Annotated in this window: 18 protein-coding genes; 9 read left to right on the top strand and 9 right to left on the bottom strand. The window is 72.3% G+C overall.

Annotated features, from left to right (window positions below; genetic code table 11):
• Positions 1–54: 54 nt before the first annotated feature.
• On the bottom strand, positions 55–921 hold the full coding sequence (locus JYK04_RS26385) for a biotin--[acetyl-CoA-carboxylase] ligase (RefSeq protein ID WP_189733078.1): 867 nt from the start codon (positions 919–921) through the stop codon (positions 55–57).
• A 131-nt stretch (positions 922–1,052) separates the two neighbouring features.
• Here JYK04_RS26385 and JYK04_RS26380 point away from each other — a divergent pair, with 131 nt between their 5' ends.
• From JYK04_RS26380 to JYK04_RS26370, 4 genes are all read left to right on the top strand, one after another.
• Positions 1,053–2,645 (top strand): acyl-CoA carboxylase subunit beta, encoded by a 1,593-nt coding sequence (locus JYK04_RS26380; RefSeq protein WP_189733079.1) that lies wholly within the window; start codon positions 1,053–1,055, stop codon positions 2,643–2,645.
• A gap of 18 nt (positions 2,646–2,663) precedes the next feature.
• A complete protein-coding gene (locus tag JYK04_RS26375; protein WP_189733081.1) occupies positions 2,664–2,873 on the top strand; it encodes an acyl-CoA carboxylase epsilon subunit in 210 nt (69 codons plus the stop codon).
• Between the two features lie 79 nt (positions 2,874–2,952).
• Positions 2,953–3,087 (top strand): morphogenic membrane protein MmpB, encoded by a 135-nt coding sequence (gene mmpB, locus JYK04_RS41960; RefSeq protein WP_263411711.1) that lies wholly within the window; start codon positions 2,953–2,955, stop codon positions 3,085–3,087.
• A 41-nt stretch (positions 3,088–3,128) separates the two neighbouring features.
• On the top strand, positions 3,129–3,752 hold the full coding sequence (locus JYK04_RS26370; RefSeq protein ID WP_189733084.1) for a Maf family protein: 624 nt from the start codon (positions 3,129–3,131) through the stop codon (positions 3,750–3,752).
• Here JYK04_RS26370 and JYK04_RS26365 read toward each other — a convergent pair.
• Together JYK04_RS26365 and JYK04_RS26360 are read right to left on the bottom strand one after the other, a co-directional pair.
• Complete coding sequence (locus JYK04_RS26365) at positions 3,733–4,221, bottom strand: hypothetical protein (protein WP_229874970.1); 489 nt, start codon at positions 4,219–4,221, stop codon at positions 3,733–3,735. The genes JYK04_RS26370 and JYK04_RS26365 overlap by 20 nt on opposite strands.
• Positions 4,222–4,365: 144 nt before the next feature.
• Positions 4,366–5,820, bottom strand: a complete 1,455-nt coding sequence (locus JYK04_RS26360; protein ID WP_202186084.1) for an MFS transporter — start codon at positions 5,818–5,820, stop codon at positions 4,366–4,368.
• 619 nt (positions 5,821–6,439) lie between these two features.
• Here JYK04_RS26360 and JYK04_RS26355 point away from each other — a divergent pair.
• Positions 6,440–8,203: an acetyl/propionyl/methylcrotonyl-CoA carboxylase subunit alpha gene (locus tag JYK04_RS26355; protein ID WP_189733086.1), complete on the top strand. Its 1,764-nt coding sequence runs from the start codon at positions 6,440–6,442 to the stop codon at positions 8,201–8,203.
• Positions 8,204–8,378: 175 nt separating this feature from the next.
• On the opposite strand, the gene JYK04_RS26350 is transcribed toward JYK04_RS26355, so the two are convergent.
• Both JYK04_RS26350 and JYK04_RS26345 read right to left on the bottom strand, forming a co-directional pair.
• Positions 8,379–9,329 carry a DeoR/GlpR family DNA-binding transcription regulator gene (locus JYK04_RS26350; protein ID WP_189733088.1) on the bottom strand — a complete coding sequence of 317 codons (951 nt, stop codon included), beginning with the start codon at positions 9,327–9,329 and terminating at the stop codon, positions 8,379–8,381.
• Positions 9,330–9,504: 175 nt separating this feature from the next.
• Positions 9,505–10,944, bottom strand: a complete 1,440-nt coding sequence (locus tag JYK04_RS26345) for an NAD(P)H-quinone dehydrogenase (protein ID WP_030012229.1) — start codon at positions 10,942–10,944, stop codon at positions 9,505–9,507.
• Between the two features lie 173 nt (positions 10,945–11,117).
• On the opposite strand from JYK04_RS26345, the gene JYK04_RS26340 reads away from it, so the two are divergent.
• The 3 genes from JYK04_RS26340 (at position 11,118) to JYK04_RS26330 (ending at position 14,156) form a co-directional block, all read left to right on the top strand.
• Positions 11,118–11,555 (top strand): gamma-glutamylcyclotransferase family protein, encoded by a 438-nt coding sequence (locus JYK04_RS26340; protein WP_030012228.1) that lies wholly within the window; start codon positions 11,118–11,120, stop codon positions 11,553–11,555.
• 107 nt (positions 11,556–11,662) lie between these two features.
• Positions 11,663–12,469 (top strand): purine-nucleoside phosphorylase, encoded by an 807-nt coding sequence (locus JYK04_RS26335; protein ID WP_150258917.1) that lies wholly within the window; start codon positions 11,663–11,665, stop codon positions 12,467–12,469.
• Positions 12,470–12,497: 28 nt separating this feature from the next.
• On the top strand, positions 12,498–14,156 hold the full coding sequence (locus JYK04_RS26330; RefSeq protein ID WP_189733090.1) for a phospho-sugar mutase: 1,659 nt from the start codon (positions 12,498–12,500) through the stop codon (positions 14,154–14,156).
• A gap of 371 nt (positions 14,157–14,527) precedes the next feature.
• On the opposite strand, the gene JYK04_RS26325 is transcribed toward JYK04_RS26330, so the two are convergent.
• Genes JYK04_RS26325 through afsQ1 form a run of 3 tightly spaced genes read right to left on the bottom strand, consistent with a single transcriptional unit; the run spans position 14,528 to position 17,311 of the window.
• Positions 14,528–15,157 carry a hypothetical protein gene (locus tag JYK04_RS26325; RefSeq protein WP_189733725.1) on the bottom strand — a complete coding sequence of 210 codons (630 nt, stop codon included), beginning with the start codon at positions 15,155–15,157 and terminating at the stop codon, positions 14,528–14,530.
• Positions 15,150–16,580 (bottom strand): sensor histidine kinase, encoded by a 1,431-nt coding sequence (locus tag JYK04_RS26320; protein WP_229875019.1) that lies wholly within the window; start codon positions 16,578–16,580, stop codon positions 15,150–15,152. The genes JYK04_RS26325 and JYK04_RS26320 overlap by 8 nt, the downstream gene beginning before the upstream one ends.
• Positions 16,581–16,633: 53 nt before the next feature.
• Positions 16,634–17,311 carry a two-component system response regulator AfsQ1 gene (afsQ1, locus tag JYK04_RS26315; RefSeq protein ID WP_063754818.1) on the bottom strand — a complete coding sequence of 226 codons (678 nt, stop codon included), beginning with the start codon at positions 17,309–17,311 and terminating at the stop codon, positions 16,634–16,636.
• Positions 17,312–17,500: 189 nt separating this feature from the next.
• On the opposite strand from afsQ1, the gene JYK04_RS26310 reads away from it, so the two are divergent.
• A complete protein-coding gene (locus JYK04_RS26310; protein WP_053705143.1) occupies positions 17,501–18,199 on the top strand; it encodes a SigE family RNA polymerase sigma factor in 699 nt (232 codons plus the stop codon).
• 155 nt (positions 18,200–18,354) lie between these two features.
• Here JYK04_RS26310 and JYK04_RS26305 read toward each other — a convergent pair whose 3' ends face one another.
• Positions 18,355–19,425: an NlpC/P60 family protein gene (locus tag JYK04_RS26305; RefSeq protein ID WP_189733094.1), complete on the bottom strand. Its 1,071-nt coding sequence runs from the start codon at positions 19,423–19,425 to the stop codon at positions 18,355–18,357.
• Positions 19,426–19,451: the final 26 nt, after the last annotated feature.

The raw sequence follows: 19,451 nt of genomic DNA, 5'->3' as shown, positions 1-19,451 counted from the left end.
GGGTCCGGGGCGGCGGCCCCGGGGCGGCGCCGCACCCAGCGCCCGCTCCCCGTGTCAGTGCACGGAACGCAGGTGGATGACGTCGCCCGCGCCCACCGTCTCGTGCCGGTCCTCGGCCGTACGGATCACCAGGCGGCCATCGGTGTCCACCGCTTCGGCCGTTCCGGTGAGAGTGCGCCCGCCGGGCAGCTCCGCGCGGACGTGCCGGCCGAGGGTGGCGCAGCCCGCCGCGTAGGTCTCCTGGAGGCCGCTGGCGGCCGGGTCGCCGCCGGCCGCGCGCCACCTGCCGTACCACTCCTCCAGCGAGCGCAGTACGGCCTTCAGGAGCGGGTCCCGGTCGGTCACGGAGGCCTTGGCCAGCACCAGCGACCCCGCGGCCGGTACCGGCAGCTCGTCCTCCGTCAGGCTGACGTTGAGCCCGATCCCGAGGACCACGCCGTCCTCGACCCGCTCGGCGAGGATCCCGCCGGTCTTGCGCTCCTCGCCGTCCACGGTGACCAGCAGGTCGTTGGGCCACTTGAGGGCGGTGTCCACGCCGGCCGCCCGGGACAGCCCGGTCGCGGTGGCCACACCGGCCAGCAGGGTCAGCCACCCCCACCGCTCCTGCGGCACCGCGTCGCCCGGCTTGAGCAGGACGGAGAAGAACAGCCCCGACCGCGCGGGCGCGACCCAGCTCCGGTCCAGCCGCCCGCGCCCGGCACTCTGCTCCTCGGCGACGAGCACGGCTCCCTCGGGCAGCTGCGCCGCCCGGGTGGCAAGGTCGGTATTGGTGGACCCGGTACTGGCGACGACCTCCACGGAGGTCCACAGCCCGTCCCCGGTGACGAGGGCCCTCTGGAGGGCGGCGGCATTGAGGGGCGGCCGGTCCAGGCTCGACCAGCGACCGGCGGAAGCTCCTGCTGAGGCATCTGATGGCGTCATGCAACCCAATGTAGGTGTGTCAAACGCCGCACTGCCGAGCGCCATGCCCGCCGATACGCTACGCACCAGTAGCCAGCAGTAGTCAATCAATTGACCAGGCAGTTGACACCACGCAGGGAGCCGCGACCCCGATGTCACATCCGTCAGAGCCGATCGACATGCACACCACCGCGGGCAAGATCGCGGATCTGCAGCGCCGCATCGACGAAGCCACCCACGCCGGGTCCGCGCGTGCCGTGGAGAAGCAGCACGCCAAGGGCAAGCTGACGGCGCGTGAGCGGGTTGCCCTGCTGCTGGACGAGGGATCCTTCGTCGAGCTCGACGAGTTCGCCCGGCACCGTTCCACCAGCTTCGGGCTGGAGAAGACCCGGCCCTACGGCGACGGCGTCGTCACCGGCTACGGCACGGTGGACGGCCGCCCGGTGGCCGTGTTCTCGCAGGACTTCACCGTCTTCGGCGGGGCCCTCGGCGAGACCTACGGCCAGAAGATCATGAAGGTCATGGACTTCGCGCTGAAGACCGGATGCCCGCTCGTCGGCATCAACGACTCCGGCGGCGCCCGCATCCAGGAGGGCGTCAGCGCGCTGGGCATGTACGGCGAGATCTTCCGCCGCAACGTGCACGCGTCCGGCGTGATCCCGCAGATCAGCCTGATCGTCGGGCCCTGCGCGGGCGGCGCCGTGTACTCCCCCGCCATCACCGACTTCACGGTCATGGTCGACCAGACCTCGCACATGTTCATCACCGGCCCGGACGTCATCAAGACGGTCACCGGCGAGGACGTCGGCTTCGAGGAGCTGGGCGGGGCGCGCACGCACAACAGCACGTCCGGCGTCGCGCACCACATGGCGGGCGACGAGAAGGACGCCATCGAGTACGTGAAGTCGCTGCTCGCGTACCTGCCGTCGAACAACCTCTCCGAGCCGCCCGCCTTCCCGGAGGAGGCGGACACCGAGGTCTCCGACGCCGACCGCGAGCTCGACGTACTGATCCCGGACAGCGCGAACCAGCCGTACGACATGCACACCGTGATCGAGCACGTGCTCGACGACGCGGAGTTCCTGGAGACGCAGGCGCTCTTCGCGCCGAACATCCTGACCGGCTTCGGCCGGGTCGAGGGCCACCCGGTGGGTGTCGTCGCCAACCAGCCGATGCAGTTCGCCGGCTGCCTGGACATCGACGCCTCCGAGAAGGCGGCGCGGTTCGTGCGGACCTGCGACGCCTTCAACATCCCGGTGCTGACCTTCGTGGACGTCCCGGGCTTCCTTCCGGGCACCGACCAGGAGTACAACGGAATCATCCGGCGCGGCGCCAAGCTGATCTACGCGTACGCCGAGGCCACCGTTCCGCTGATCACCGTCATCACCCGCAAGGCCTTCGGCGGTGCGTACGACGTCATGGGCTCCAAGCACCTCGGCGCGGACCTGAACCTGGCCTGGCCGACCGCTCAGATCGCCGTCATGGGCGCGCAGGGCGCCGTGAACATCCTGCACCGCCGCACCATCGCGGAGGCCGCTCCCGAGGAGGTGGAGGAGACCCGGGCCCGGCTCATCGCCGAGTACGAGGACGCGCTGCTCAACCCGTACACGGCGGCCGAGCGCGGGTACATCGACGCGGTGACCATGCCGTCCGAGACCCGGGCGCACGTGGTGAAGGGGCTGCGGCAGCTGCGCACCAAGCGGGAGTCCCTGCCCCCCAAGAAGCACGGCAACATCCCGCTCTAGCCCCTCCAGGAGGACTCTGTGGTGATCAAGGTCGTCAAGGGCAACCCGACCCCGGAGGAGCTGGCCGCCGCACTGGCGGTGGTCCAAGCGCGCGCGGCGGTGCTGGCCATGGCCCCGTCGGGCGCTCCGCCGGTCGCGGACGAGTGGTCGGCGCCGGCCCGGGTGGCCCGGCGGCGGGTTCCGCGTCCGGGGCCGCGGGCCTGGGGCCGTACGTACTGGCCCGCGTAGCCGGATCGATATGAACGCGTGGTGGCGCCTGAGTACCCGTACTCAGGCGCCACAGCCGTTCCCGCGCCAGGATCGGGACATGCTCTGGTCCGACCCGAAGAACGAGCCGCCCAAGGACATGCGCGACGCGCAGGCGATGATCCGGCGGCTGACCCTGGTGCTCGCGCTCGCCATGCTCGTGGTGGTGTACGTCCTGGGTGTGGGCCACTTCTAGACGCTGTCCGGGGGGTGCGGGCCGCGCCTACGATGGCCCCCATGACTGCGACACCTGAGCCCCGGACGACCGGGCGCAAGCTCGTCCTCGCCTCCGCCTCCCCCGCCCGGCTGAACCTGCTGCGGCAGGCCGGGCTCGCCCCGCACGTGATCGTCAGCGGTTTCGACGAGGACACCCTGGACCACGACGAGCCGGCCGCCCTGGCGCTGGCCCTGGCCGAGGCGAAGGCCGCCGTCGTGGCGGGGCTGGACGAGGCCGCGGGCGCCCTGGTGATCGGCTGCGACTCGGTGCTGGAGCTGGACGGCGAGGCCCTGGGCAAGCCGGCGGACGCCGAGGAGGCCACGGCGCGCTGGAAGTCGATGCGCGGACGGGCGGGCGTACTGCGCACCGGGCACTGTGTGATCGACACGGCGGACGGCCGTCAGGTCTCGGCCACGGCGTCGACGACGGTCCGGTTCGGTGAGCCCACGGACGCGGAGGTGGCGGCGTACGTGGCGAGCGGGGAGCCCCTGCACGTGGCGGGGGCGTTCACCCTGGACGGGCTGTCGGCGCCGTTCATCGACGGCATCGACGGGGATCACGGCAACGTCATCGGGCTGTCGCTGCCGCTGCTGCGTTCCCTGCTGGGCGAACTGGACGTGTCCATCACGGACTTGTGGGCTTGAGCTCCCCGAACGGCGGCGGTGGCGGCAGTGGCGGGGCGTCCCCGCCCGGGTCGCCCTCGCCGCCGCCGTTCCCGCCGTTCCGGGCGGCGTAGGACGTCAGGGTCAGTACGAGGAGACACAGGATCAGCATCATCGTCGCGAAGGCGGCCCAGCCGACGAGGACGACGGAGAGGATGCCGAGGACCCCGTGGGCGACGGCGCCGCTGATGAGCACGACGCGGCCGAAGCGGCCCGGGGAGCGGTCGCGGAGCGCGGTGGTGGCGGCGAGCACGGCGCACAGGACGAGGAAGGCGCCCATGCCCGCCCCCGTGGCGTAGGTCGCCTTGGACATGACATCCGGATCGCTGCCCGCGATCGACATCGACTGGTTCGCCGTGGTCCGGCCCAGCACGATGTGGACGAGCACGAGCACCGCCGCTTCCACGACGAGCACGATCGCGGCCAGTCCGGCCACGAGTCTTCGCAGCACGACGCCCCACCCCCCACGTGTCACAAGCCCGTTCGACGCCCTGGAGGCTACTAACGGGTAGCCCGGTGGGCAAGGGATCCGCGCACCCGGCTTGCGGACGCCTCCCGCCCCACGGCACGTCCCACGCCACGCCCTACGGCGGTCCTACGCCGGCGGCTTCGGCTCCTTCTCCCGCGGCCAGGCGGTGTACGACCAGGACCAGACGGTGTCGACCACCCAGATGGTCAGCCAGATCCGGCCGGCCCAGACCAGCGGTCCGCGCTCGCCGTCGGGCACGCCGCCGTCCGTGATCTGCCGGACGAGCCAGCTGGAGTCCAGGGCCCACAGGACCAGTTGCCCCAGCGCGAACACGGCCGTATGGAGGTACCAGTCCCGCCGCTCCTTGCGGGCGTGGGCCTTCGGACCGGTCGGCGGCCCGGACTCCTTCCGCTCCGGCGCCAGGCCCAGGGTGCGGACCGCGTACGGCACCACGAGCGCCCCCAGGACCGAGGTGGCCGCGGCCGCCACGCAGGCGGCGACCCAGCCGGCCTCCTCGTAGAGCAGGCCCATCACCAGGGGGCCGACCACCACACCGGCCAGGCGGGCGCTCTCGTACAGGCCCATGGCCCGGCCGATCCGCCCCCCGGAGGCGGCGGCCACGGTCGCCTGCTCCACCGGGATCTGCGCGGCGAAACAGGCGGCGGCCACGGTCCACAGCACGGCGACGGCCGGGGGCGTGGAGACCACGGCGAGCCCCGCGGCGAACAGCGCGCTCGCGGCGAACGAGGCGACCATGGCCGGCGTACGGCCCAGCCGGTCGGTGAGGCGGTGCGCGTGCGCCGGCAGCAGGACGAACACCACGAAGCCGGGGGCGAAGACCAGCGCGATCTCGTTCGGGGACAGCCCGAGGTCCGCGTGCAGCCGGAGCAGCAGGAGCATCCACAGCCCGGCCTCGGCCGCGGCCGTCACCGCGGACACGGCCATCAGCGGCAGCAGCCGGCGCTCCGCCGCACCCCGCCGCTCCCGGCGCCCGGTCGCGGCGCGGGCCGGCTCCTGGCGGGGCCCGCGCAGCAGCAGGCCGGCGGCCACCGCGCAGGCGGCGCCGCCCAGCCAGAACAGCAGCGGATAGCCGCCGCGTTCCAGCAGGGAGAACGCCACCAGGTAGCCGACGAAGGCGCCCTGACCCTCCGCCGACAGCAGCTTGCCGTACGCGGAGGTGGCGTCACCGTCCTGCGCCCGCCGCCCCGTCCAGGCCCGCAGCGCGACCCAGAACAGGGCGCCGCCGGCGCCGCCCAGGCCCGCCGCGACGAAGGCCGCCACCGGCGAGCCGGCGAGCGCGTAGCCCGCGAACGACAGGGCGTACAGGCCCGCACCGGCGGCGGCCACCCGTCGCTGGTCGAAGCGGTCGGCCAGTTCCCCGGCCAGCGGGCGCACGATCAGCGACAGCACCGCCTCGAAGGCGATCAGCGCACCGACCACGAAGGCCCCGGCACCGAGTGTCGACCCGGCCCACAGCGGCAGCAGGAAATCGAGCACCTCCGCCGGGGCGCTCGCGAACAGCGCCGCCGACAGGACCCGGCGCCCGGCCCGATCCGCGGGCGCGTCCGTGCCGGCGCTCACGCTTGGGCGGCCGACGGGCGGCACCCGGCCCCCGCCGCGTCGGATCGGGTGGGGGCGGGCCCCGGTAAAAAGTCCTCCAACGCCATCGCCTCGTCCTCGTCCCGCCGTCGTCCGGCCGTCGTCGTCGTTTCCACGCCGCCGGTAAGACGCCGTTCGGCCCGCCCGGGTTGTCAACTCGCCGGTGACACCGCCGCCGCGCGGTCGCGGGCCCCGATGTCGTCCGTTCGTAGGACACGCCCGGCGCGCTGCCGCCCGCCCGGGCCCGTACGGGGCGCATCGCTGTGGGTACGGTGTTGTCCCTGTTCGCCCTGCGGGACGACCGGGCTACCAATCAGTAAACAAGGGGACAACTCCGCTCACGACCGCAAAGAAACTCTGGGCCGTTCGTAGGGACTCGACAAAGAATCACCCGGGGCCGCTGACCGGGGGGACAGAGACCTTGGATACATGACGGGGTTACTGTGCAGTCGGGGATCCCCCTGACCTGGGGCGCCACAAGGGTTTCCCGGCGGATCGACCCTCGCATCACACTCTGTGTGGGCAAGGTCACCACCGGGGAAGGGTCGAAAGGCCGTGTGGGCTGTCCCTAAACTCAGCTTGTTTCAAGGAGGGAGCCATCGTGCGCAAGGTGCTCATCGCCAACCGTGGCGAAATCGCTGTCCGCGTTGCTCGGGCCTGCCGGGACGCCGGGATCGGGAGCGTAGCCGTCTACGCCGATCCGGACCGGGACGCTCTGCACGTCCGCGCGGCCGACGAAGCTTTCGCGTTGGGCGGTGACACCCCGGCCGCCAGCTACCTGGACATCTCCAAGGTCCTCCAGGCCGCAGCCGACTCCGGTGCGGACGCCATCCATCCCGGATACGGCTTCCTCTCCGAGAACGCCGACTTCGCCCAGGCCGTGATCGACGCCGGCCTGACCTGGATCGGTCCGCCGCCGCAGGCCATCCGTGACCTCGGCGACAAGGTGGCCGCCCGTCACATCGCCCAGCGCGCCGGGGCACCGCTGGTCGCCGGCACGCCGGACCCGGTCTCCGGAGCCGAGGAGGTCGTCGCCTTCGCCAAGGAGCACGGCCTGCCGATCGCCATCAAGGCGGCCTTCGGTGGTGGCGGTCGCGGCCTGAAGGTCGCCCGCACCCTCGAAGAGGTGCCGGAGCTCTACGAGTCCGCCGTCCGTGAGGCCGTCGCCGCCTTCGGCCGCGGCGAGTGCTTCGTCGAGCGCTACCTCGACAAGCCGCGCCACGTCGAGACCCAGTGCCTGGCCGACTCGCACGGCAACGTCGTCGTCGTGTCGACCCGTGACTGCTCGCTGCAGCGCCGCCACCAGAAGCTCGTGGAGGAGGCCCCGGCGCCGTTCCTGAGCGAGGCTCAGAACGCGGAGCTGTACGCCGCCTCCAAGGCCATCCTGAAGGAAGCCGGCTACGTCGGCGCCGGCACCGTCGAGTTCCTCGTCTCCGCCGACGGCCTGATCTCCTTCCTGGAGGTCAACACCCGCCTCCAGGTCGAGCACCCGGTCACCGAAGAGGTCTCCGGCATCGACCTGGTCCGCGAGATGTTCCGCATCGCCGACGGCGAGGAGCTCGGTTACGGCGACCCGGTCCTGCGCGGTCACTCCATCGAGTTCCGCATCAACGGCGAGGACCCGGGCCGTGGCTTCCTCCCGGCGCCCGGCACGGTGACGAAGTTCGCCGCGCCGTCGGGCCCGGGCGTCCGCCTCGACGCGGGCGTCGAGTCCGGCTCGGTGATCGGCCCGGCCTGGGACTCGCTCCTGGCCAAGCTGATCGTCACCGGGGCCACCCGTGAGCAGGCCCTGCAGCGCGCCGCCCGCGCGCTGGCCGAGTTCGAGGTCGAGGGCATGGCCACGGCCATCCCGTTCCACCGTGCGGTCGTCGCCGACCCGGCGTTCGCCCCCACCGACGGCAGCCCCTTCACCGTCTTCACCCGGTGGATCGAGACCGAGTTCGTCAACGAGATCCCGGCGTTCACGGCTCCGGCCGCGGAGGACACCGAGGACGAGCCGGGCCGCGAGACCGTGGTCGTCGAGGTCGGCGGCAAGCGCCTGGAGGTCTCGCTCCCGTCGTCCCTGGGCATGACCCTGGCGCGCACGGCCGCAGCCGGTGGCGCGAAGCCGAAGCGCCGCGCGGCCAAGAAGTCCGGCCCGGCCGCCTCCGGCGACACCCTCGCCTCCCCGATGCAGGGCACGATCGTCAAGGTCGCGGTCGAGGAGGGCCAGCAGGTCAACGAGGGCGACCTGGTCGTCGTACTCGAAGCCATGAAGATGGAGCAGCCGCTGAACGCGCACCGCTCCGGCACCGTCGTCGGCCTCAGCGCCGAGGTCGGCGCGTCGGTCACCTCGGGCGCCACGATCTGCGAGATCAAGGACTGACGTCCTGCTACGGGGTTCCCGGGGCTTCCGCCCCGGGGACCCCGTTTCGCATGTGCGGCGCCGTTCCGGGGGCGCTGCCTCCGGAACCTCAATCGCCGGCGGGGCTGGTCTTCAGCCCCGCCGGCGTTTGAGGCGCGGGGTCCGGGGCGGAGCCCCGGCACACGGCCCGCGGAGGCTAGCGGCGGCGCATGTCGGCCACGCGCGCCCGCTCCGCCTGCGGCTCCAGCATCCCGCCGGCCGCACTGCGCAGCTGCGCCGTCGGGCCGCCCCGCCGCTGCACCGGCAGCGGCGACTCGCGGCGCGGCCGCCGCCCCTGCATCCCGTCCACGCCGCCGGAGGCCACGGCCCCGCCGGCCACGGTGATCTGCACGCCCTGGTCCGCCAGCGCCTGCAGCTCCGTACCCGCCCGGTCGTCGTGCGGCGGCGGCTCGTCCGTCACCAGCCGCGTCATCACGTCGGTGGGCACGGTCTGGAACATGGTGTCGGTACCGAGCTTCGTGTGGTCGGCCAGCACCACCACCTCCGCGGCCGCCTGCACCAGCGCCCGGTCCACGCTGGCGGACAGCATGTTGGACGTGGACAGCCCGCGCTCGGCGGTCAGACCGCTGCCCGACAGGAAGGCCCGCGAGACCCTCAGCCCCTGGAGGGACTGTTCGGCTCCGCTGCCCACGAGGGCGTAGTTGGACCCGCGCAGGGTGCCGCCGGTCATGACCACCTCCACCCGGTTCGCGTGGGCCAGGGCCTGGGCGACGAGCAGCGAGTTGGTGACGACGGTCAGTCCGGGCACGCGGGCGAGCCGGCGGGCCAGCTCCTGGGTCGTGGTGCCCGCGCCGACGACGACGGCCTCGCCCTCTTCGACGAGGGAGGCGGCGACATCGGCAATGGCGGTCTTCTCCGCCGTCGCGAGATGGGACTTTTGCGGAAAGCCGGACTCCCGCGTGAAACCGCCCGGCAAAACCGCACCGCCGTGTCGGCGGTCGAGGAGTCCTTCTGCCTCCAGCGCCCGCACGTCCCGCCGTACGGTCACTTCGGAGGTCTGGACGACGCGGGCGAGCTCCCGGAGCGATACCGCTCCGTTGGCCCGCACCATTTCGAGGATCAATTGACGACGTTCTGCAGCGAACACGAAACTGACAGTAACGCCAACGACCGTCTGCTTTCAGCTCTTTGCGCCGGAATACCGAAGTTGTCCATAAGGCGGGGCGACTAGTGGTATACGCGGCCCGAGAGTTGCGTGAACATCTCGCCACGAAACCGCGCCCCGCCCCAAACCCCTTACGGTGTGCGGCGGTTAGCGGGGCTCACGCCTCGCCCGCGGCCTTCCGCGTGTGCAGCTGGCGGGCCACCTCGGCGATCGAACCCGACAGCGAGGGGTACACGGTGAACGCTTTTGCGATCTGCTCGACCGTCAGGTTGTTGTCGACGGCGATCGAGATGGGGTGGATCAGCTCGCTCGCGCGCGGGGAGACGACCACGCCGCCGACGACGATGCCCGTGCCCGGACGGCAGAACAGCTTCACGAAGCCGTCCCGGATGCCCTGCATCTTGGCGCGCGGGTTGCGCAGCAGCGGGAGCTTCACCACGCGGGCGTCGATCTTGCCGGCGTCCACGTCCGCCTGGGTGTAGCCGACGGTGGCGATCTCGGGGTCGGTGAAGACGTTCGAGGAGACCGTCTTGAGGTTCAGCGGGGCCACCGCGTCACCGAGGAAGTGGTACATCGCGATGCGGCCCTGCATCGCCGCGACCGACGCGAGCGCGAAGACGCCCGTGACGTCGCCGGCGGCGTACACGCCGGGCGCGGAGGTGCGCGAGACCTTGTCGGTCCAGATGTGCCCGGAGTCCTTGAGCCGGACCCCGGACTCCTCCAGGTTCATGTTCTTGGTGTTGGGGATCGCGCCGACCGCCATCAGGCAGTGCGTACCGGTCAGCACGCGGCCGTCGGAGAGGGTGACCTCGACCCGGTCGCCCACCCGCTTGGCGGATTCGGCGCGCGAACGCCCGACGACGTTCATGCCGCGGCGCCGGAAGACGTCCTCCAGTACGGCGGCGGCGTCGGGGTCCTCGCCGGGCAGCACGCGGTCGCGGGAGGACACGAGGGTCACCCGGGAGCCGAGGGCCTGGTAGGCGCCGGCGAACTCGGCGCCGGTCACGCCGGAGCCGACCACGATGAGCTCCTCGGGGAGCTCGTCGAGGTCGTAGACCTGGGTCCAGTTCAGGATCCGCTCGCCGTCGGGCATGGCGTCGGGGATCTCGCGCGGGGTGCCGCCGGTCGCGATCAGGACGGCGTCCGCGGTCAGGATCGTCTCGGACCCGTCGGCGGCGGTGACGATGACGTCCCGGGTGCCGTCGATGCCCTGCGGTCCGCCGAGCTTGCCGCGGCCGCGCACCACGCGGGCGCCGGCCCGGGTGACGGAGGCGGTGATGTCGTGCGACTGGGCGAGCGCGAGACGCTTGACACGCCGGTTCACCTTGCCGAGGTCCACGCCGACGACGCGCGCGGCCTGCTCGATGTGCGGGGTGTCGTCCGCGACGACGATGCCGAGCTCCTCGTACGAGGAGTCGAAGGTCGTCATCACCTCGGCGGTCGCGATCAGAGTCTTGGAAGGTACGCAGTCGGTCAGGACCGAGGCCCCGCCCAGACCGTCGCAGTCGACGACGGTCACCTCCGCGCCGAGCTGGGCCCCCACCAGGGCTGCCTCATACCCGCCGGGTCCGCCGCCGATGATCACGATCCGGGTCACGAAAAGTCCGCCTCACGTCTACCCGGCCGGCTGCCGCCCCGGCCGGTGTTCCGGGGGGTCTCCCCGGGGGATGCATTCCGTGCTCCATTGTCCCGCACGGTTCACGGTGCTTCGCGCCCGGTCCCTCCATCCGGGCACGCGTGCACCGGCACCCCTCCCGTACTCTCGACTCCATGTCGCTCTACGCCGCGTACGCCGGCAACCTCGACCCGCGGCTGATGACGCGCCGCGCTCCGCATTCGCCGCTGCGCGGCACGGGCTGGATCAACGACTGGCGGCTGACCTTCGGCGGCGAGCAGATGGGCTGGGAGGGCGCTCTCGCCACGATCGTCGAAGCCCCGCGCCACCAGGTCTTCGTCGCGCTGTACGACATCGCGCCGCTGGACGAGGACTCGATGGACCGCTGGGAGGGTGTCGGACTCGACATCTACCGCCGGATGCGGGTGCGCGTGCACACGCTGGACGGCGAGGAGGCGGCCTGGGTGTACGTCCTGAACGGCTACGAGGGCGGTCTGCCCTCGGCCCGCTACCTCGGCGAGATCGCCGATGCCGCCGAGTCCGCGGGCGCTCCCCACGACTACGTGATGGAAATCCGCAAGCGCCCCTGTTGAGCCCCGGCCCCGCGGGGACGTTTCGGCGGAAACGACAAGGCAACGATCCGAACACCGTGAGCTGTGCCATCTACGCGCGTAGCCGGAAAGCGGTTACGCTCGTCCGCGTGAACGCATCTGTTACCGACCCCTTCGCCGCCGCCGACGCCGCAGCCGCCCGCCTGCGTGAGCTGACCGGCGTGGACACCCACGATGTCGCCCTCGTCATGGGCTCCGGATGGGCCCCCGCCGCAGAGGCGCTCGGCGCCCCCGAGGCCGAGTTCCTGGTCACCGAGCTGCCCGGCTTCCCGCCCGCCGCCGTCGAGGGCCACGGCGGCAAGATCCGCTCGTACAAGATCGGCGACAAGCGCGCCCTGGTCTTCCTCGGCCGGACCCACTTCTACGAGGGCCGCGGCGTCGCCGCCGTCGCCCACGGCGTGCGCACCGCCGTCGCCGCAGGCTGCAAGACCGTCGTGCTGACCAACGGCTGCGGCGGTCTGCGCGAGGGCATGAAGCCCGGCCAGCCCGTCCTGATCAGCGACCACCTCAACCTGACGGCCACCTCGCCGATCGTCGGCGCGAACTTCGTCGACCTCACCGACCTGTACTCGCCGCGCCTGCGCGCGATGTGCAAGGAGATCGACGCGAGCCTCGAAGAGGGCGTCTACGTCCAGTTCCCCGGCCCGCACTACGAGACCCCGGCCGAGATCAACATGATCCGCGTCATGGGTGCCGACCTGGTCGGCATGTCCACCGTCCTGGAGGCCATCGCCGCCCGTGAGGCCGGCGCCGAGGTGCTCGGCATCTCCCTGGTCACCAACCTGGCGGCGGGCCTGTCCGGCGAGCCGCTGAACCACGAAGAGGTCCTCCAGGCCGGCCGCGACTCGGCCGCCCGCATGGGCACGCTGCTGACGCAGGTCCTCGCCCGCATCTGATCGACGTACGAGAGCTAAGGCGGAAGCAGTGCAGGAACAGGCACAGGCACAGGACGACCTGATCACCCGGGCGCAGGCCTGGCTGGCCGAGGACCCGGACCCGGAGACGGCCGCGGAACTGTCCGCGCTCATCGAGGCCGGCGACACCGCGGAACTCGCGGACCGTTTCTCGGGCACCCTGCAGTTCGGCACCGCCGGACTGCGCGGTGAGATCGGTGCCGGCCCGATGCGGATGAACCGCGGCGTGGTCATCCGGGCCGCGGCGGGCCTCGCGGCCTACCTGAAGGCGCAGGGCCACGACGGCGGCCTGGTCGTGGTCGGCTACGACGCCCGCTACAAGTCGGCGGACTTCGCCCGCGACACCGCGGCCGTCATGACCGGCGCCGGGCTGCGTGCGGCCCTCCTGCCCCGCCCGCTGCCGACGCCCGTCCTCGCGTACGCGATAAGGCACCTCGGCGCCGTCGCCGGCGTCGAGGTGACCGCGAGCCACAACCCGCCCCGGGACAACGGCTACAAGGTCTACCTCGGCGACGGCTCGCAGATCGTCTCCCCGGCCGACTCCGAGATCGCGGCGCAGATCGCGGCGGTCGAGAAGCTGGCCGACGTACCGCGCCCGGAGTCCGGCTGGCAGGAGCTCGGCGACGAGGTCCTGGAGGCCTACCTGGCGCGCACGGACGCCGTCCTTACCCCCGGCTCCCCCCGGGGCGTGCGGACCGTCTACACGGCCATGCACGGCGTCGGCAAGGACGTCGTGCTGGCGGCCTTCGCCCGGCACGGCTTCCCGGAGCCGGTGCTCGTCGCCGAGCAGGCCGAGCCCGACCCGGCCTTCCCGACCGTGGCGTTCCCGAACCCGGAGGAGCCGGGCGCGATGGACCTGGCCTTCGCGAAGGCCGCCGAGGTCCGGCCCGACATCGTGATCGCCAACGACCCGGACGCGGACCGCTGCGCCGTGGCCGTGCCCACCGGGGACGGCTGGCGGATGCTGCGCGGCGACGAGGTCGGCGCGCTGCTGGCGGCCCACCTGGTCCACAAGGGGGCTCGCGGCGTCTTCGCCGAGTCCATCGTCTCCTCCAGCCTCCTGGGCCGGATCGCGGAGGCGGCGGGCGTCGGCTACGAGGAGACCCTGACCGGATTCAAGTGGATCGCCCGCGTCGAGGGCCTGCGCTACGGCTACGAGGAGGCGCTCGGCTACTGCGTGGACCCCGAGGGGGTCCGCGACAAGGACGGCGTCACCGCCGCCCTGCTGGTGGCGGAGCTGGCCTCGGTGCTCAAGGAGCAGGGCCGCACCCTGACCGACCTGCTGGACGACCTGGCGATGGCCCACGGCCTGCACGCCACGGACCAGCTGTCGGTGCGCGTCTCGGACCTGTCGATCATCGCCGACGCGATGGCGGCGCTGCGCGCGCAGCCGCCGGTGTCGCTGGCGGGTCTGCGGGTGGTCTCGGCGGAGGACCTGTCCAAGGGCACGGAGACCCTCCCGCCCACGGACGGCCTGCGCTACTACCTGGACGGCGCGTACAAGGCCCGGGTCATCGCCCGCCCGTCGGGTACCGAGCCCAAGCTGAAGTGCTACCTGGAGGTCGTGGTCCCGGTGGCCGAGGCCTCCGACCTGGCGGCGGCCCGCGTCCGCGGCCAGGAGGTCCTGGACGCGATCAAGAAGGACCTCTCGGCGGCCATGGGCATCTAGTCTTCCCGCGCCGCTCGCGCGCCTCGGCCCAGGGGGCCTCCCCGGCTTCGCGCCGCCGCGCCGGACTCCGTCCGTCGGGCACGAAGCCGGGGCTTCGGCCCCCTGCCCGGCCCGGTCCCGCCCCGTCCGGCGGGACCGGGCCATCAACTCCTCCCGGCCCCTGAGCTCCGGCTCGGGGGCCGGTGGCGTTCTTCGGCGGCCTCAGCGGGACCGGGTGTCGGGCGCGCCGCGCCGAAGCGCGGCGATCCCTGCCGGCCTCCGCGACCGGGGCCGGACGCACGCCGGCCGGAGGCCGGCGCGGCGGCGCGAAGCCGGGGAGGCGCCCCGGCGCCGAGCCGCGCGATCGGCGCGTGGAGGAGGAGAGCGGCGCGTCAGGAAGGCGTGGGCGTCGGGCGGACCAGTTCGCCCAGCGTCGGCACCGACTCCGGCCGCGAGCGGACCGCCTCCGTGCACTCCCAGGCCCGCGGCGGGTCCACGTCCGGCCCGCCCAGGATCACCGGGCCCGGGGTGGCCTTGAGGGCCTCGCTGCCCGCCAGCGTGCACACGATCTGCGAGAGCGCCACCGGCGGCAGGTCCTCCGGCCTGCGGCTGAGCCGCACCGTGCCCGCCGGGTCGCCCGCCCTCGGCGCTCCCGCCGACAGCCCGAGCGGGACCTCGCTCGTGAAGCCGGCGTCCCGCTCCTCCGTGCTCGGCGTCCGCTCCAGCGCTTCGAGCAGCGCCTGCGCGACCAGCGCCAGCGGGTCCCGTGCGGGCTTCTTCTCGGGCACCGGGACCACGCGCTCCACGCCCACCAGCTGCGATCCGCAGACCAGTTCCACCGTGGCCCGGAAGCCCTGCACCCCGCTCGGCTGCTCCTGCGTGTCGCACGACACCCGCGACGGCGCCGGGCCCACGTCCACCGGCACGGTCGTCGCCCGGATCCCGCAGGCCGACGTCGCGAGCAGCAGGGCCGCGACGAACGGGACCCGCACCACCGGTGCCCCCGGCAGCGCCCTACGCATTCTCGTCACCCGCGATCACCTTTCCCACGTCCACCGGCAGCCGCAGCGTGAACAGCGCCCCGCCGCCCGCCACGTTGGCGGCCGTGATGTCGCCGCCGTGGATGTGCGCGTTCTCCATGGCGATCGACAGGCCGAGCCCGCTGCCGTCCGACTTCGGCCGCGACGCGCTCGCCTTGTAGAACCGGTCGAAGACGTGCGGCAGGACCTCCTCGGGAATGCCCGGTCCGTTGTCCTGCACCGCGATCACCAGCCACTCCCCCTCCACCGTCACCGACACCCGTACCGGCGAGCCGCCGTGCTTGAGCGCGTTGCCGATCAGGTTGGCGAGGATGACGTCGAGGCGGCGCGGGTCGAGGCGGGCCACGATGCCCCGCTCTGCGTCGAGTTCGACCGCGTCGAGCCAGGCCCGGGCGTCGATGCAGGCCGTGACCTGGTCGGCGACGTTCACGTCGTCCAGCACCAGCTTGGCCGTACCCGCGTCGAAGCGGGTGACCTCCATCAGGTTCTCCACCAGGTCGTTGAGGCGGCGCGTCTCGCTGACGACGAGCGCCACGGCCGGCGCGATCATCGGATCGAGGTCGTCGACCTCCTCCTCCAGCACCTCCGCCACAGCCGTCAGCGCGGTCAGCGGGGTCCGCAGCTCGTGCGACATGTCCGCGACGAAGCGCCGGCTCGACTCCTCCCGCGCGCTCATGTCGGCGACCTTCTTCTCCAGCGCCTCGGCCGTCTTGTTGAAGGTGTGCGACAGGTCGGCGAGTTCGTCGGTGCCCGACACGTCGAGGCGGTGGTCCAGCTCGCCCTCGCCGAGCCGCCGCGCCGCGTCCCCGAGCCGCTGCACGGGCTTGAGGACGGTACGGGCCGCGGCTTGGGCCAGCAGGGCGGAGCCGAGCAGCGCGAGACCGGTGGCGATGGTCAGCGACCAGCCGAGCGCGTTCAGGTCGTCCCGCTCCTGCGCGAGGGACTTGGACATGTAGCCGGTGAGCCCGCCGCCCACGATCCGCGTCCCGCCGACCAGGTACGGATTGCCGTGCGGCTTCGTCCGCTGCCAGTACACGTGGTACTCGGAGTCGTTCGCGGCGGTCGTCTTCTGCCGGTCGTTCACCGCGTTCTGCAGGGACTTCGGTACGTTGGCCAGCCCGAAGGAGTCGGGCCCCGCCGCTCCGAAGATCTGCCGGTTGTCCTTGCCCACCTGCACCAGCAGCACGCTGTAGCCGGGGCTGCTGCCCGCCATCAGTTCGGCGGTGCGCTGCAGCTCCTCGGCGGTGGGATCGGCGGGCAGCGCGGCGGCCCGGTTCTGCATCTCCTGCCGGAAGTCGCCGAGGGCCGCGTCCTGGACGCGGGTGAGGACGGCCTCGCGGTTGAGCCAGTAGGCGATCCCGGAGGCCGAGACCGCGGCTGTCAGCGCGACCAGGCAGAACACCATGAGGAGCCGCAGCCGCAGGCTGGTCCAGCGCCGGCCCGCGAGCAACGCCCGGATCACTGTGGGGAGTCCAGGCGATATCCGACGCCCCGGACGGTACGGATCAGGGTGGGCGAGGAGGGCACGTCCTCGACCTTGGCGCGCAGCCGCTGCACGCAGGCGTCGACGAGCCGCGAGTCACCGAGGTAGTCGTGCTCCCAGACCAGCCGCAGCAGCTGCTGGCGCGAGAGCGCCTGCCCGGGCCGGCGGCTCAGTTCGAGCAGCAGGCGCAGCTCGGTCGGCGTGAGCTGCAGGTCCTCGCCGTTCTTCGTCACGGTCATGGCGGCCCGGTCGATGACCAGGGAGCCGAAGCTCGCCGAATCGCTCGACTCGCGCTCGCCGCGGCGCAGTACGGCCCGGATCCGGGCGTCGAGGACCCGGCCCTGGACGGGCTTGACCACGTAGTCGTCGGCTCCGGACTCCAGGCCGACGACCACGTCGATGTCATCGCTGCGCGCGGTGAGCAGGATGATCGGCAGCTGGTCGGTGCGGCGGATCCGCCGGCACACCTCGAAGCCGTCGATCCCTGGCAGCATCACGTCCAGCACGATCAGATCCGGCCGCTGCTCGCGCAGCAGTTTCAGGCCGTCCTCGCCCGTCGCCGCAGTGGCCACACGGTGGCCCTGGCGAGACAGGGAGAGTTCGAGGGCCGTGCGGATGGCGTCGTCGTCCTCGATCAGCAACAGGAAAGGCACGGGCTCATTCTGTCCCATCGGCCGTCGGGAGTTCGACCGTCGTGCGACGTGATCCTGTCGGGGCCCTGTCAGAAGTCGCTGTGACACGGCTGTGACAGTCGACGGACACCGCGGTTAAGTCGGCGGGGCAATCTTTTCATCAACGCACAACGGACCGAAGCACAGACACTCCACGACGGGGGGCGCGAGATGAACACGCTGCACAGCACCACGACCAGCGCGGTTGTCACGCGGCTGCACGATGTGAACCGCCGGGCGGGTGTCCGTACGGTGGCGGTCGCCCGTCCCCGGCCGGCCCACGTCGTAGCCATTGACGCAAACCAGTACCAGGCGGTTCCCGCCGCCGAGCAGACTCCTTCCTCCACCTCGGAGGCGGAGTTCACGGCGTACGTCCAGGAGCGGCGCGCCGCCCTGTACGCGACGGCCTTCCACCTCACCGGCGACCGGTACGAGGCCGAGGACCTGCTGCAGAGCGCACTGTTCTCCACCTACCGCGCCTGGGACCGGATCAGCGACAAGGCGGCCGTCGGCGGGTACCTGCGCCGCACGATGACGAACCTGCACATCAGCGCGTGGCGTCGGCGGAAGCTGAACGAGTACCCGACGGAGGAGCTGCCGGAGACGGCCTCCGACACGGACGCGATGCGCGGTACGGAGCTGCGCGCGGTGCTGTGGCAGGCCCTGACCCGTATCCCGGAGCCGCAGCGCACGATGCTGGTGCTCCGCTACTACGAGGGCCGCACGGACCCGGAGATCGCGGAGATCCTCGGCATCAGCGTCGGCACGGTGAAGTCGAGCATCTGGCGCTCGCTGCGCCGCCTGCGGGAGGACGAGGCGCTCAGCTTCGGCCGTGACGAGGCGGAGTCCTTCGAGGAGCTCGTCGCGTAACGCGGCACACACAGAAGCCATCGGGCCAGGGGGCCCGTCCTACGGGGGTGGGACGGGGGTCGCGGGGGGAAAAGGCGGGATCAAGCGGACGGGGGTCCGCCTGATCCCGCCTTTTCGCATGTCCGGTGCGCCCGCGGGCCGCGCGGACGCACGGGTCACAGGCGCTTGGCGCTGCGCAGGGCGGCGGCGTAGTAGCCGTTGCCGTCGAGGCGGGAGGCGCCGCCCTTGTCGCCGATGGTGGGGCCGTTGGCCTCTTCACGGCTCGATATGAAGATCTTGTGCCCTTCGGCGTCGTTGCCGAGGTACATGCCGGTGTGGTCCAGCCGGTCGCCGGTGCGCGCGTCGAGCTTGAAGAACACCAGGTCGCCCGGCTGCAGGACGTCGATGGAGGCCGGCCGGTCCTGCGGGCCGACGCCCTTGAGGGGCAGGATGTCCACGCCGGTCTTCGCGCGGGCCATTCCGTTGGCGGTGCGCGCCAGTCCGTTGCCTCCGGTGTCGGAGGCCATCAGGGGGAAGCGGCCGCGGTAGCCGAAGACCGTGCGGATGAAGCCGGAGCAGTCCAGGGACCGGTGCTTGGCCTTCTCCGGCTGTTCCGTGGTGCCGTTGCGGAAGGTGTACGGGATGCCGAGGTAGTCGTAGAAGTCCGACTGCTCCAGGCGGAGGTCGTTGCCCACGGAGCCCTTCGGGTTGAGCGGCCCGAAGGCCGCGTCGCCCGCGTACGGGACGCCCGCCGCGTCCTTCTTGACCGGTGCCTGGTCCCCGTACTGGAAGGCGATGGCGAAGAGGTCGTCCTCCTCGCTCCCCTGGTACTTCTTGAACCAGTCCTGGAACCACTGCTCGCGCTCCGCGCCGTTGCGCCAGCTCTCCGGCAGCAGGCGGACCCAGTCGTCGGTGACGACGCGGGTCTTGGTGGAGGCCGGTTCGGTGAAGGTGCGGCTCTTGCCGGTGAGCGACGCGGTGCGCGCGCCGTCGGTGAAGGTGGCGAGGACGGCGCCGTCGGCGCCCCGCAGGACCGAGCGCTCCGGGTTCTTCAGCCGCTCCCACTTCTGGGCGCCCTGCTGGGCGCCGCCCTGCTGCGCCTGGTCGGTGACGCGCAGCACGGCGGGGGCCTTGGCCTGCTCCTCCTTGCGCAGCTCGTAGGTGAAGTACGCGCTGCCGGCCAGCAGGATCCCCACGACGGCGGCGTGCAGGACGGGGTGGGTGCGGCGGGCGGGCTTGGCGGTCATCGGTGCGCTCCGGGCGGTGCGGGTGA

The organism is Streptomyces nojiriensis (assembly GCF_017639205.1).
Taxonomy (GTDB): domain Bacteria; phylum Actinomycetota; class Actinomycetes; order Streptomycetales; family Streptomycetaceae; genus Streptomyces; species Streptomyces nojiriensis.
This window is presented reverse-complemented; position numbering and strand designations above follow the sequence as displayed.